Below are 13,471 nucleotides of genomic sequence, written 5' to 3'. Positions count from 1 at the left end.
GCGTGACTTTGGTTTGTCGCTTCCGCGAGAACTCCGAGAGCGGTCTCGGGCGGGGAGCGGAAAGCGGACGCTGGCCGAGTAGAGAATTGTAGTCCGTTGTTAAGGAAATATCTGTCTTTTGTTAAAGTATAATTACCTTCCTCTAGTCCGACTCACAACTCGGCCAGAACCTCGTCGGCGAACTGCTCCAGCACCGCCCGGGCGTCCCGCTCGCTCCCCCGAATGCCGATTGCGATGTGGTCCACGCCCCGTTCGGCCAGTTTCCGGAAGTGTTCGACGAACCACTCGCTCCCCGCGGCGAACCCCTGATGGACGTGGTCCATCCCGGCCGACGGGTCGGCCTTCAGGTTGACCGTCGTCGCCTGCGCGAAGGGCTTGTCCCCCGCCGCGTCGCGCCAGTCGGCGACGACGCTCTCGACCGTGTTCAGCGGCATCTGGTAGTGGAGCCAGCCGTCACCCTCGTCGGCAATCCAGTCGAGCGACTGGCGGGAGTTGCCGGTCACGAGCAGGGGGATGGTCTCGGTCGTGGGCTTGGGAACCACGTCGAGAGTGCCGTCGAGCGTCCCGAAGGACGACTCGCTTTCGGGGAACTCCTCGGACCAGACCGTCCGCATCACTCGGACGCTCTCGCGGAATCGCTCGCCGCGCGATTCCGCGTCCACGCCGAAGGCCGGAAACTCCGGCGACCGGTCGCCCGTGGCGATTCCCATCACGAGGCGGCCGTCCGACAGTCTGTCCACCGACGCCGCCGACTTGGCCACGTGGAGAGGATGGCGGAGCGGCAGGACGATACTCCCCGTTCCGAGCGCAATCTCGTCGGTATGGGCCGCGACCTGCCCGAGGTAGACCCACGGGTCGTAGACTTGGCCCGCGTCGCCGAACTTCGGCCAGTAAGTCGGCACGTCCCGAACCCAGAGGGCGTCGAAGCCCAACTCCTCGGCGTACTGGGCCAACTCCATCTGGTCGGCCAACTCCGGCACGCCGTCGGATGTAGTCGCGTCGTCGGTGGGCGCGTCGGCAGTAGGAACGTCGTCGGTAGCGGTCGTGATGGGGAAGAACAGACCCACCGAGAGGTCGTCGTCGACGCCGCTGCTCGTGGGGGCGTCGCCGACAGGACGGTCGTCGCCGCCAGTGCGATTGTCGCCGAACAGCCGCCGGAATCCCCGGTTCTCGTGGTCGGTCATGGGCGAAGACAGGAGCGCGAGACACGAGAAAGGGGCGATTCCGGAAAGGGACGCTTCCGACGAGGAGCGACCCGAAAGTGTCTCCCGCCAGAGCTATCCTGACAGTTTAGCGGCGCAAGCACGTAAGGCAAGGGCATGAGTTCCGCCAACCCGCAGGGGCTACAGGCGTTCCCCGAGGAGCTACAGGACCGCGAGTCGTGGCTCGAACCGTTCGACTGGTACCGGGAGATGCGCGAGGACGACCCCGTCAGGTACGACCCCGACCGACAGACGTGGGACGTGTTCCGGTACGACGACGTGAAGGCGATTCTGGACGACGACGAGGCGTTCTCGGTGAATCCCCGACTCGCGAGCGACTTCGTGGAACCCGACAATCCGGGCGAGGGGCTAATCTTCGACACGATGCTGTTTCAGGACCCGCCCCGCCACGACGAACTCCGGAGCGTCGTGGACGACGAGTTCCAACCCCGGACGCTCCGCGAGCGCGAACCCCACTTCCGCGAACTGGCCACCGAGATGTTGGAGTCGGCCATCGCAGACGACGGCGACGAGATGGAAGTCGTCGCGGACCTCGCGTACCCGCTTCCGGTGACGGTCATCGCGGAGCTTCTGGGCGTGCCTGCCGAGGAGCGCGACCAGTTCAAGGAGTGGTCCGACACGCTCGTCTCGGCCGCGAGCGACGACGAGGGCGGCGAGGAGTTCGCCGAGCGCCAACAGCAGACCCAGATGGAGATGGCCCAGTACTTCATGGAGATGATAGAAGACCGGCGGGAGAACCCGCGGGACGACCTGATGTCCCAAATCGTCACCGCCGAACTGAGCGACGGGAGCCACCTCTCGCAAGAGGAGGCGCTTGGCATGTGCATCCTGCTCCTCATCGCGGGCAACATCACGACCACGAACCTCGTCACGAACGCGGTCAGGTGCTTCGCCGACGCGGACGGCGACCTGTTCGACCGCCTCCGAGGAGACGAACAGGCACTCACGAACGCGCTGGAAGAGACCCTGCGCTACCGGTCGCCCGTGCAGGCGATGAGCCGCATCGCGGCCGAGGACGTGACGATGCGCGGCGAGACCATCGAGGAGGGCGACCGCGTCATCGTCTGGCTCGGGTCGGCCAACCGCGACGAGCGACAGTTCGAGGACGCAGACACCTTCAAGCCCGACCGCTCGCCCAACCAGCACCTCGGCTTCGGACACGGGACCCACTACTGTCTGGGCGCGCCGCTGGCCCGCCTCGAAGCCAAAATCGCACTCACGGAGCTGCTGGTCCGCGTCGAGGACGTTCGAATCGCCGAGACCGAGCTTCAGCCGACCCGGAGTTCGTTCATCTACGGCGTCGAGTCGCTTCCGATTCGGTACTCGGAGAGAGAATAGAAAGGATGGAGAGGAGAGAAGGCGGTCACTCTGATTCGGTCTCCGCACCGACACCCTCCCTACTACTCTCCTCCGCGGCGGCAGTCGCCGACTCCCGACCCCCTCCACTCTGCCGCGAGAGGACGAACAGCGTCACCAGCACCGCCAGCACCGAGATGCCCGCGATGGCGGCGAACGCGACCTGAAGTCCCGGTCCCTCGATGAGCGCGCCGAACAGGGGCGGGGCGAGCGCGCTCCCGGTCATGGTCCCGACCGTGATGATGGCGAAGTTCCGACCGAGGTCCGAGCGCGCCGAGAGGCCGTCGGCCAACTTCGACCGAGCAGGCCCGGCAAGCGCCCGCGTCCCGCCGACCACGAGGAGGCAGGCTACCGCCGCGAGGGCGGGAATCGACAGCGAGGCCAACAGCCCCACCAGCACCACGACCGAGGCGTAGCTCACGACGATAAGCGGCCCGGCCGAGAACCGGTCCGAGAGGTCGCCGCCGACGAGGACCGCCACCGCGCCGACGACGAACATCGCCGAGAGGGTGAGGTTGGCGGCGTCGAGCGCCAGTCCGTAGCCGTTCTGGAGCAAGACCACCGCGTAGGAGGTCAGGCCCCAACTCGCTGTCGAGGCCACCAGCGCGAGGAGCGCCAGCGCGAGGACGCCGGGCGAGGCCAGAATGGCCCGGAGTTCCCGGCGGGCCGCGGCGAGTCGGGAGCGAGAGTCGGTCTCGTCGGCGTCTGTCGAGTCTCCGACCTCCGGCGCGGTCACGCCCTCGCCGACGTACCGCTGGAACGCGAAGAGGGTGACGACGGCGTAGAGCGCGCCGAACGCGCCGATGAGCGCGACTGCTCCTCGCCACGTCAGTCCTCGGAAGCCCAGAATCGCCGCGAAGAACACCGGCGGGAAGCCGAACCCGAGGCTCCCCAAGAACCCCCGGACGCTGAAGGCTCGCGCGCGAAGGTTTTCAGGTGTAGCATCCGCGAGGAGGGGAAAGTGCGCGGGGTGGTGGCCCGCGATGCCGATGCCCAGCAGGGCTTGGCCGACCAGCAGAATCTCGAAGGTAGGAGCGAAAGCTATCAGAAAGACACTCGCGGTGCTGAGACCCAGCGAGAGGCCGAGGGTGAGCCTGCGGTCGTAGTTGTCCGAGAGGTAGCCGAAGGGGAGCTGAAACAAGGTGTTGGCCGCGCCCTGCACGCCCATCGCCACGCCGAGCATAGCGAGCGAGACGCCGAACTCCTGCGAGAGGATGCCCAGAATCGGCGGGAAGAGGACGAGATACGTGTGGTTGACGAACTCCGCGCCGCCGACCAGCGAGACGACGAGGAGGGTTTCGCGCGAGAGGTCCGGGAGTCGGTCGGTGAGCGAGGCGGGGCGCACGGTGTTTCGTTTCGGAATGGTAGGAGCGCGGGGAAGTATGCTGGGGTCGCGGAAAGGGAGAGATTGCCGGGGGAATTTCGAAATCGCGTTACTGCACTTTTTTTACGTTGCCGGACAGATTTGCGAGCGATGACCGAAAGCGAAACCGTACTCGTCACAGGCGGCACCGGATTCATCGGCTCCTACGTCGCGCAGGACCTCGTCGAGGAGGGCCACGACGTGGTGGCCTACGACCTCTCGACCGACACGCGGATTCTGGAGAAACTCGACATCGCCGAGGACGTGGAAGTCGTCCGCGGGGACATCACCGACCCGACCAGCGTGATTCGGGCGGTCCGCGAGTCGGGCGCGACCCGAATCGTCCACCTCGCCGCACTCCTGACCAACCTCGCGCGGGACAACCCCCGAGGAGCGGCCGAGGTCAACATCATGGGCACGAACAACGTCTTCGAGGCCGCGCGGACCCTCGACGACCAAGTCGAGCGCGTGGCGTGGGCCTCCTCCGCCGCGGTCTACGCCCCGCCGGAGAACTACGAGGGCGACTGGGTGGACGAGGAGGACCTCGTCTACCCCGACACGCTCTACGGCGCGACCAAGGAGTACAACGAGCATCAGGCCCGGGTCTACTTCGAGGACCACGACGTCTCCCACGTCGGCCTGCGCCCGACGGTGGCCTACGGCCCCTATCGGGAGACCGGCGGGTCGGCCTTCCTCGCCAACATCGTGGAGAAACCGGCGGTCGGAGAGTCCTTCTCGGTGGAGTACGGCGACCAAGTCATCGACTGGCAGTACGTCAAGGACATCGCACAGGCCTTCCGCAAGGCGGCGTTCGCGCCCGAGGAGGACCTGAGCCAGCGCATCTACAACGTCCGGGGCGAGGTCGCAACCATCCGCGAGGCCGCCGAGGCGGTCGAGTCCATCGTGCCCGACGCCGACATCGAGGTCAGCGACGAGGGCGAACTCCCGTGGACCCAGAAGCTCGACATGACCGACGCACAGGAAGACCTCGGCTACGAACCCGAGTACGACCTCGAAACGGGCTTCCGCGAGTACATCGACGCGCTCCGCGCCGAGGCGGGCCTCGACCCGCTGGAGTAGGTCGGTAGCGCAGAAATCGGTTCTGGCGGCTTTTTTGTGACAATTGGCATGAGGGGGAGCGACGACGATGGTCAACGATGCGATGGCGGGCCGACCAGACCACCGGCGGACGCCAAGCGCGGTCGAGGAACAACTTATTCAACCATTAGACATATATCTGGTTGTGTTAAAGATATAGAAACATTTCTTCGGGATGGATTACCACCACTCGCGCGAACTCAGTCGAGTCGAATGTCGGTGCGGCACACCGGGCACGAGTGACTCCCGCCGCTGGCGTCGAGGTCCGATTTCTGGCCGGTCCACCGGCAGTCGGGACAGAGGACTGTCTCCTCGCTCACGTCCAGGTGTCGTCAGGTCAGACAGAAAAACCTAGGGAAGATGCACCGACTCACTCGGAGTCCACGGCGTCGAGTTCGCCTCGATACTCCGGATGGACCCACGAGTACTCGACTTCGTGCAGCCCCTCCCGCACGTCCTCGTTGCGGGCCAACGTCTCGGCCTCGTCGCGTCGGACGCCCTCCTCGTCGAAGGGCATGGCCGACACGAAGACGCCCTCGTAGTGGTAGACCACGCGCTCGCCGCCCGCCTCCAGTCCGGCCAGCGCGTAGGCCCCGTTCGACCGGCGCACGACGTGAGCGGCCTTGAGGTACACGTCCGCTCCGCCCTGCTCGCGGGCGATGGCCTCGCAGAGTTGGTCGAAGACCTCGGTGTTTCCGGACGGCGCGACTGAACTGGCCATACGAGGAGTCACGCGGGCGAACACTAAAGGCGTGAGCCAACCGCGGTGAAACTGAAAGTGGTCCAGAGACGGAGCGCAGTCCGGTATTTCGGACGGTAGCGAACTACGATTGCCCGAAACCATAGATTGATATATGTCGAAGATTAGGTAGGTACGCGGGGCCGACCGAAGTCAGTATCTGCGGGCTAGTACCCCGACACCACTACTCCCAAACTGGATTTCCGCCAGTACCTCGCCCTGTTCGTCACTCGGACCTCGCTCGTAGCCGTCACTCGTAGCCATCGCTGGTAGCCACCGCTCGTAGCTATCGCTCGAAGCCGATTCTGTCGCAGGCCGAAGCACACATCCTTCCTGAAGCCGTAGTTCGTTCGTGTTCCCCGAGGAAATCGAGACCGAGCGCCTGCGACTCGTCCGTCTCTGCCGGGAGAACGTCCCGACGATGCGACTCTACCGGTACATGCGCGCCGGGGCACCGCACATGGGCGAGGTCAGCGAGTACGTCATGTGGGACCCCCACGAGACGCCGAAGGAGACCCACGAGTACCTCACCAACGTCGAAGCCCAGTGGGACGACCGCGAGCAAGCGACCTACGCTATTTTTCCCCGGGAGGAGTCCAGCGAGGAGCAAAAGAGCGGCGAACTCGCGGGCACGACCAACCTCCACCTCGACTGGGACCGCCGGTCGGCCGAGATGGGCATCTGGCTTCGCAAGCCCTTCTGGGGTCGAGGCTACTCCGGCGAGCGCGCCGCCGCAGTGCTGGAACTCGCGTTCGACCGCCTCGACCTCGAACTCGTCGGAGCCTCCCATCAGGTCGGCAACGCCAACTCTCGCCGGGCCATCGAGAAGTACGTCGAGCGATTCGGCGGGCAACACGACGGCGTCCTCCGCAACTTCGTCCCGAGAGGCGACGAGGTTCGGGACCTCCACCGCTACACGATTTCTCGGGAGCAGTACCGCGAGGCCGCCGAGAAAGGCGGATAGCTCCCGCCGTCCGAGCAGAATTAGCTCCAAGTCCTAATCGCGTGGCGACGCTTCGAAAGTGCATGCCCGACGACACAGACTCCGTCGCAGAACCGTCCGACGGCGCGGACCAGACCGACCGCGAGCGGGACGCCGAAGCACCCGAGGAGGAAGTCGCCGAAACCGAAGCGGGAGAAGCCACCGGAGAGCCGGAAGAAACCACCGAAGTGAAAGAAGCCACCGGAGAACCGGAAGAAGCCACCGAGGAGTCGCCAGCGGCCACCGAGGAGCGGACCGATTCGGCCCAAGACGAGTTCGCTGAGGACAAGCGCGAAGAGGCCGCCGAGGCCGAACGCGCCGAGGCCGAGTTCGAACAGACCGAGGCCGAACTCGAAGCCGACGCCGAAGAGGACGACGGCGTCAGCGACGTCGGCGGTCACGAGATGTACAAAGAAACCGCGTACGACGACCAGAGCGGCAACGTGTACAGCGACGCAGAGACCGACACGACCAGCGGCGAGGACGACAACACGTGGTGGAGCCTCAGACTCGTCGGGACCTTGCTGGTCGTGGGTCTCCTCCTGTTTCTCTTCCCCGAACCGCTCACGTCCACGGTCGGCCTCATCCTCCTCGCGCTCGGGGCTATCGCGTGGGTCGCTGGCGCTCTGATGTAAAAATCGGCCAGCGACTCCGGCGGTTAGTCGCCGCTCTCGGCCCGCGGTGCGGGCACGCTCGACTCGGACACGTCGGCAGCTGACGCGCTCGCATCGCCGCCCGCTTCGTTCCTGCTCATTTCGCCACTACTCTCCTCGCGGAACCGCTCGGGAAGGTGAACCCGGACGCTCGGGGGGACGTGCGGAACGAGGCGCTCGACCAGCGCGGCGAGGGGCTTGCGCAGGAGGGCGTACCCCGCCGACACCGCCAGCACCGCGGCGACGAACGTCTGTGTCGGGGCGGTCCAGACCACGAACGCGGGGGCACCGAAGACCGCGGCGACCAGCAGGTCCTCTGGCGCGCCGTCGTAGCGAATCCAGCGCCGGGGCGGGACCCACTCGCCGCGGTAGTGGTCGTAGACTGCGCGGTCGGACTGAGCCTCCCACGGCCGGAGTTCGAGGCCCCCGCCGAACACGTCCATCAGCGAGTGGGCCGCCGCGCCAGCGAGGAAGACCGCGAACCCGACGGTCTCGGCGATGGGGACCGCGACTGCGAGACCGACCGCGCCGACCGCGCCGACCGCGTAGTACACCGGATAGTGGAGGGTCCGGCGGTGGCCCGCGTAGAGGTCGAGGTCGGGGAACACGCTCCCGGCGACGCCAGCGACGAGCGCGACGGGCGCAAATTCGGGTGCGACGCCCATCGTCGCGGTAGCGAGGACGACGCCGAACAGGGCGTGAGTTGTCGCCATCATGGATTGGGTCGTATGTCGCGGGGGAATAAAGGAGTATCGTGTCCTTTCGTAACACACAGAAAGGGAAACGAGTCCGACGAGGACGCCGACGAAAGACCCTCGGACTCCGGCCTCGAAGGCCGACCCATGCCTACCCGTGACCTCTCCCACTCGCTCGACGCCGACACGGTGGTCTATCCCGGCGACCCGGAAGTCGAGGTCTCCCCGTCGGCGACCCACGAGACGGACGGCTATCGCGTGACCGAGGTTCGGCTCGGGACCCACGCCGGGACCCACGTCGACGCGCCGAGTCACACCGAACCCGGCGGAAGGAATCTGGACGACTTCGCGGTCGGCGAGTTCACCTTCGACGCGCGAGTCGTGGACTGCTCGGAGTTCGGGCCGCGCGAGCCGATTGGTCCCGAGGAGATACCCGAGCCTGCCGAAATCTCCGACACAGAGCTACTGGTTTTCCGGACCGGCTGGGACGACTACTGGGGCACTGACCGGTACTTCGACCACCCGTATCTGACCGAGGAGGCCGCAAAAGCCTGCGCGGAGCGCGGACTGCACGTCGGCCTCGACGCGCTGAGTCCCGACCCCTCGCCGAGCAAAACCGGAAGCGAGAACGGAGAAAGCGAGAACGGGGAAAGCGAGAACGGAGAGAGCGAGACCGAAATGGAACAAGAGCCGACCGGCGTCCCCGCCCACCATCAACTGCTCGGAGCCGACCGATTCGTCCTTGAAAACCTGACCGCGCTGGCCGACCTGCCCGAGCGGTTCGAACTCCGAGCGTATCCACTCGCGCTGGCCGAGGCCGACGGGTCGCCCGTCAGGGCGATTGCGGTCTGGTAGTCAGTGTGTCGATGGAAGCACGTCTTTCACGGGATAGAGGTCCTCGTGAATCCCTTCTGCGTCGCAGTCGTCGTTCGGGCATCGATAGTACCACCCGTCGTCGGTGGCCTCGGAGGCCTGAAATCGCTCCCCACATCGGCCACAAAACAGGAGCGAGTCGAAGTCGTCTGCGCCGCGCGAAAGGTCTACGTCGTTAGCGTCGGTCTCCCGACTCTCAAGCAGTTGTTCCATGTGGTAATATTCTCCGGCATAATATAAAAGACCCACCGTTTTTCCACACGTTCGGGAACCGTCTCCGAAAATTTAGCACTCGAAGGTTGGAATCGAAAGACGGAGCGCCCTCACCGGGCGCGCAGATACCACGCCGCCCCCAGCGAGAGCAGGACGACGAGTCCGCCAGCGAAGAAGACGAGACCCGGCGGGAAGCCGCCCGCCAAAACGTCTCCCGGTCCGCCCGCCGCGCCGCCCGACTCGACGACGGTGGTCGTCGCCTCTGCGGCGCGCTCCCCGGCGGTTCGGGTCGTCTCGGCGACTGTTCGAACCGTCTCGGCCGACTCGGTCACGGTTTCTCGGGGCTCCTCTGTCGTCGCTCCGGAATCGCCCACCTTCTCGGCGGTCGTCTTGGCGTCGGTCGCAGTCGTCTGGGCGTCGGTCGCAGTCGTCTGCTCCTCGGCGGTGGTGAGTTCCTGCCCCGACCCCGCTCCCGCCGAGTCGGTCGTGGACTCGGCGTTCTGGCCGGACGGGCCTGCGCTCAGATTCGTGTCCTGCGTCGTCGCGGCGGAGTAGCCGCCGTCTTCGCCACTGAACTCCACGCCCGAGAGCGGCCCGCCGAGGGCGTTCGGCCCGCCGAAGACGCGCTGGACGAGGAGGCTCGACAGGCCCAGAATACCGAGCGCGCCCAGCAGTTTCGAGAGCGCGGATTCCAGACCCGGCGCGTCGTCCTCGCCCCCGGCGAACACGACCAGCGGTTTCGCCGCCGGGGCGTAGACCTTCATCTCGCGGCCTTTCTCGGAGTAGATGGTGTCGGCGACTTCCACGAGGTCGGCGTCGTCGAGTCGTTCGAGGTGGTATCGGACGTTCTGGATGGAGGTGTCGGCCTCCTCGGCGAGCGCCGAGGGCGTGGCGGGGTCCTCGTAGAGGGTTCCGAGGAGGTCGCGGGCGGTCTCCGACTGGAGGGCGGAGAGCAGGTCGTCGGCGTCGTCGCTATCGACGCCGATGACCCGGGGTTCGCCCCCGTCGCCCGCGGAGGGGTCGGGACTGGAGGGCAGGAGGTCGGCCATATCGGCTTGTTGCGGTCAGCCGAGTTATAATTTTGTCCCTGTCGAGTCGGCAGGATTGGTGAGTGGAGACGAGAAGATTTCCAGAGAAGTCGGTTCGAACTAGAACCGGTGGTTGCCAAGGGGGCCAATTGATTCACCGAGCGATGCAGGTGGTTACTCACGCTACTCCTAGCACGCTGGTCTCGCCCCAAACTACAAACCGAAAACAATGGTACGCCCCAACATGGCAAAGTGTCCGCACTGCGAGTCCGACGTGACCGAGTGGGCCGAGCGATTAGAACAGGCAGACCGCGCGAGTACCCCGAAAGTCTGGACGTGCCCCGATTGCGACTCGGTACTCGGCATCTCCGACTGGGGGTCTCAGTAGCGTTTGCGATTCCGTTTTCGTTTCCGTTTACGGTGAATAACGCTCGCTCTCGGCGCTCTCGCTTCCTCATTCGCTTTTGATTTCCCAACCGCGCCAGCGAGAGACGGCACCGTACTCGTCGATGGCGTACGCGCCGAAGGGGAGGCCGGGGTCGATGTCGTAAGTGATTTTCGCGGTGTCGTAGTCGCCCTCGACCTGCGAGACGCCGTGGACCGAGTTGCCCTGCGCTATCCACCAGACGACGCGGTCGAGGTCGCTGTCGGAGTCGGTCGCGGACACCTCGAACTCGACCTCCTCGGTGGATTCTCTCGTGGTCCTGAGAATCCGGGCCTGCGGTTGCAGGCGCTCGACGACCGGCGCGCGGTTCCCGTCGGGACCGACCTCGACCGTCCACTCCACCGCGTCGATGGGGTCGTCGCCCTCGCGGGAGGAGTCGCCCTCGCGGTAGATTTCCGAGCGGACTCGGCGGGTGCCCGCCGAGTCGAACCGGTGGGTGAACGTCGCGCGACTGGGCGAGCCGAGCTGGCCGTAGAACAGGTCCGGGCCGGGTCGCCACTCGCCGTCGACGTACCACTCGGCCCTGACGTAGTCGCCGGGGTAGTCGCTGACCTCGGTCTCGAACAGGACCGCGGTGTCGGGTTGGACCGTGATTTCCTGCTCGGGACTGCCGCGCGAGACGGTCGGCGCGGGTCGGGAGTGAGCCACGTCGCTCCCGTTGAGCGAGACGCTGGCGGGACCGGCGAGCGCGAACTCGGTGACCTCGCCCTCGAACGCGAACTCGTCGGCACCGCGCTCCGGGCCGACGTGGCCGAACGCCCGATTGCCGTCCACGGTGTCGCCGTTGTCCTTCTGTCGGAGGGCGCTGTCTACCGCGAACTCGTAGGCCGCGATGCCGCCGCCCTCGCTCTCGATTCGGAGTTGGTTCGTGCCCGACTCGGCGTCGAAATCGTCGGCCACGAGCGACCCCTTCGGGCGCGGGAAAGCGGAGGCCTCGACCGCTTCGCCGTCGCGGTAGAGGGTCGCCGGACCGGCGAGGACGAGGCCGGTGATTTCGCCCGAGTACTCGAAGGTGTCGGCACCGCGCTCCGGGCCGACGTTGCCCGCGGCGCAACTTCCGCTGACTCGGTCGCCGCTGTCTCTCTGTTTCACGTCGCCGCTCACCGTGAACTCGTAGGCCGCGAACCCGCCGCCGTCGCTCTCGATGCGGAGTGTCTTGGACTGCGCCAGCGCGGAGGAGGCCGGGCGGCCGACCAGCGGGGCGACGCCAGCGGCGGCGACCCCCCGCTTGAGGAACCGCCGTCGGGAGTTCTCGCTCACCATACCGAGAGCTACGAGGAGAGAGATGAAAATTATGTCCAGCGTATTTGTGGTATCGAAGGCTTAACGTTGGTTTTTCCGAACGTTTTTGGATTCGGGCGGGTCGGCCGACGGAACGTGCTCGGTGGAATTTTCCACCGTGGATGCGCTCGGCGTACCATTCCACCGGGATGCGCTCGACTGACCAACCGCCACGGGTGGTCCTCGTGAGCGAAGCGAACGAGTGGCTCGGAAGACGCGGGTTGTCTTCCGGTGGATGAAGGGGCCGTCCGGTCGCAGTCGGGGACTTCAAGAGGCGTTCATCTCCATATCTTCTGCTGTCGTTCTCGACTCGATTCCGCGATTCGCGGTCACAGTTACGTCGAGACAGCGAAACGAGTGATAGCGCCGAAGAGAACGAATTACAATCCCGAAAGCAACCGAAGCCAATCCTTAACAAACAAAGACAATTCCGAAAGCAAAACCCACCCCAAACGCGGCTCAGAACTCGGTGACGACTTCGATACCGACCGTGCCGTAGTCGCTCATCGCGGCAAGGCGACTCGGCACGTCTTCGAGCGCGACTTCGCGGGTCACCAGTTCGGCGGGCGAGACGGTGCCCCGGTCCATCATCCGGAGGAGTTCGCCGTATCTGGTCGGCGGCATCCCCCTCGACCCGAGGAAGGTAATCTCGTTCATCGTCATCGCGTCGGTCGGGAGCGAGACCTCGCCGCGCTCCTCGTCGGTGGTCAGGCCGAGTTGGAGGTGCTGGCCGCGCTTGCGCAGGCAGGCCACGGAGTTCCGGCAGGTCTCGGCGACCCCGAGCGCGTCCACCGAGACGTGCGCCCCAGAGTCGGTCGTCTCGCGGATGTGGGCTGGCACGTCCACCACGGTTTCGGCGTCCACGACCTCGTCCGCGCCCAGTTCTCGGGCCTTCGCCAACTTCTCGTCGGCCAAATCCACCGCGACGACGTTCGCGCCGAGGGCGTCGGCGACGTGGACCGCCGAGAGGCCGACGCCGCCGCAGCCGTGGACCGCGACCCAGTCGCCGGGCGCGAGGTCCGCGCGGTGGGCCAGCCCGTGGTATGCGGTGGCGAACCGACAGCCGAGACCCGCCATCTCGACCGGCGAGACGCCCTCGGGCAACTCGACGGCGTTGTAGTCGGCGTAAGGCACGTGGACCTGCTGGGCGAACGCGCCGGGCGCGTCGGCCTCGAACCCGAGCGCCAGTCCGTCCGCGCAGACGTTGCCGTGGCCGTTCCGGCAGTACTCGCAGTCTCCTCGGCCGAGGTTGAACGGGACGGCGATGCGGTCGCCCTCTCGGATTCGGTCAACTGCCTCGCCGACCGCGACCACGGTTCCGGCGGGTTCGTGGCCGAGAATCTGGCCCTTCGGCACGCGGTCGTCGGCCCACTCGCCGTGGCCCTGCCACGCGTGCCAGTCGCTCCGGCAGATGCCGCAGGCCTCGGTCTCGACGACGACGCCGCGGGGGTCGGGGTCCGGGTCGGGGACCTCCTCGATTTCGAGGGGTTCGGCGTAGTCTCTCAGTACGGCGGCTTTCATG

Annotated in this window: 14 protein-coding genes; 6 read left to right on the top strand and 8 right to left on the bottom strand. The window is 66.2% G+C overall.

Annotated features, from left to right (window positions below):
• Window positions 1–152 precede the first annotated feature (152 nt).
• Complete coding sequence (locus tag EPL01_RS10465; RefSeq protein ID WP_135825210.1) at window positions 153–1,184, bottom strand: LLM class oxidoreductase; 1,032 nt, start codon at window positions 1,182–1,184, stop codon at window positions 153–155.
• 135 nt (window positions 1,185–1,319) lie between these two features.
• Here EPL01_RS10465 and EPL01_RS10460 point away from each other — a divergent pair, with 135 nt between their 5' ends.
• The gene (locus EPL01_RS10460; RefSeq protein ID WP_135825209.1) at window positions 1,320–2,561 is read left to right on the top strand and encodes a cytochrome P450; all 1,242 of its coding nucleotides are present in this window, start codon (window positions 1,320–1,322) and stop codon (window positions 2,559–2,561) included.
• A 25-nt stretch (window positions 2,562–2,586) separates the two neighbouring features.
• On the opposite strand, the gene EPL01_RS10455 is transcribed toward EPL01_RS10460, so the two are convergent.
• Complete coding sequence (locus EPL01_RS10455; RefSeq protein ID WP_168215865.1) at window positions 2,587–3,924, bottom strand: MFS transporter; 1,338 nt, start codon at window positions 3,922–3,924, stop codon at window positions 2,587–2,589.
• Window positions 3,925–4,053: 129 nt separating this feature from the next.
• Between EPL01_RS10455 and EPL01_RS10450 the strand changes: the two genes are divergently transcribed.
• Complete coding sequence (locus tag EPL01_RS10450) at window positions 4,054–5,022, top strand: NAD-dependent epimerase/dehydratase family protein (RefSeq protein WP_210424123.1); 969 nt, start codon at window positions 4,054–4,056, stop codon at window positions 5,020–5,022.
• Window positions 5,023–5,410: 388 nt separating this feature from the next.
• Here the strand turns inward: EPL01_RS10450 and EPL01_RS10445 are convergent, their stop codons facing one another.
• Complete coding sequence (locus tag EPL01_RS10445) at window positions 5,411–5,761, bottom strand: hypothetical protein (protein WP_135825206.1); 351 nt, start codon at window positions 5,759–5,761, stop codon at window positions 5,411–5,413.
• Window positions 5,762–6,131: 370 nt separating this feature from the next.
• Between EPL01_RS10445 and EPL01_RS10440 the strand changes: the two genes are divergently transcribed.
• Window positions 6,132–6,743 (top strand): GNAT family N-acetyltransferase, encoded by a 612-nt coding sequence (locus tag EPL01_RS10440; RefSeq protein ID WP_135825205.1) that lies wholly within the window; start codon window positions 6,132–6,134, stop codon window positions 6,741–6,743.
• 62 nt (window positions 6,744–6,805) lie between these two features.
• Window positions 6,806–7,396, top strand: coding sequence for a hypothetical protein (locus EPL01_RS10435; protein WP_135825204.1), 591 nt, complete (start codon window positions 6,806–6,808; stop codon window positions 7,394–7,396).
• 23 nt (window positions 7,397–7,419) lie between these two features.
• On the opposite strand, the gene EPL01_RS10430 is transcribed toward EPL01_RS10435, so the two are convergent.
• Entirely contained in the window at window positions 7,420–8,130 is a 711-nt protein-coding gene (locus EPL01_RS10430) for a metal-dependent hydrolase (RefSeq protein WP_368279325.1), read from the bottom strand.
• 126 nt (window positions 8,131–8,256) lie between these two features.
• On the opposite strand from EPL01_RS10430, the gene EPL01_RS10425 reads away from it, so the two are divergent.
• Window positions 8,257–8,964 carry a cyclase family protein gene (locus EPL01_RS10425; RefSeq protein WP_135825203.1) on the top strand — a complete coding sequence of 236 codons (708 nt, stop codon included), beginning with the start codon at window positions 8,257–8,259 and terminating at the stop codon, window positions 8,962–8,964.
• On the opposite strand, the gene EPL01_RS10420 is transcribed toward EPL01_RS10425, so the two are convergent.
• The gene (locus EPL01_RS10420; RefSeq protein WP_135825202.1) at window positions 8,965–9,195 is read right to left on the bottom strand and encodes a recombinase zinc ribbon domain-containing protein; all 231 of its coding nucleotides are present in this window, start codon (window positions 9,193–9,195) and stop codon (window positions 8,965–8,967) included. It abuts the gene before it with no gap.
• Window positions 9,196–9,305: 110 nt separating this feature from the next.
• Window positions 9,306–10,244, bottom strand: coding sequence for an ArsR/SmtB family transcription factor (locus tag EPL01_RS10415; protein ID WP_135825201.1), 939 nt, complete (start codon window positions 10,242–10,244; stop codon window positions 9,306–9,308).
• Window positions 10,245–10,467: 223 nt separating this feature from the next.
• Here EPL01_RS10415 and EPL01_RS21585 point away from each other — a divergent pair, with 223 nt between their 5' ends.
• Window positions 10,468–10,611 carry a hypothetical protein gene (locus EPL01_RS21585; RefSeq protein ID WP_168215854.1) on the top strand — a complete coding sequence of 48 codons (144 nt, stop codon included), beginning with the start codon at window positions 10,468–10,470 and terminating at the stop codon, window positions 10,609–10,611.
• A 66-nt stretch (window positions 10,612–10,677) separates the two neighbouring features.
• Here the strand turns inward: EPL01_RS21585 and EPL01_RS10410 are convergent, their stop codons facing one another.
• Both EPL01_RS10410 and EPL01_RS10405 read right to left on the bottom strand, forming a co-directional pair.
• Window positions 10,678–11,931, bottom strand: coding sequence for a hypothetical protein (locus EPL01_RS10410; RefSeq protein ID WP_135825200.1), 1,254 nt, complete (start codon window positions 11,929–11,931; stop codon window positions 10,678–10,680).
• A 477-nt stretch (window positions 11,932–12,408) separates the two neighbouring features.
• Entirely contained in the window at window positions 12,409–13,470 is a 1,062-nt protein-coding gene (locus tag EPL01_RS10405) for a zinc-dependent alcohol dehydrogenase family protein (protein WP_135825199.1), read from the bottom strand.
• Window position 13,471: the final 1 nt, after the last annotated feature.

The organism is Halorussus ruber (assembly GCF_004765785.1).
Classification (GTDB): domain Archaea; phylum Halobacteriota; class Halobacteria; order Halobacteriales; family Haladaptataceae; genus Halorussus; species Halorussus ruber.
The sequence above is the reverse complement of the archived record's forward strand: the minus strand, read 5'-3'. Positions and strand labels throughout refer to the sequence as shown.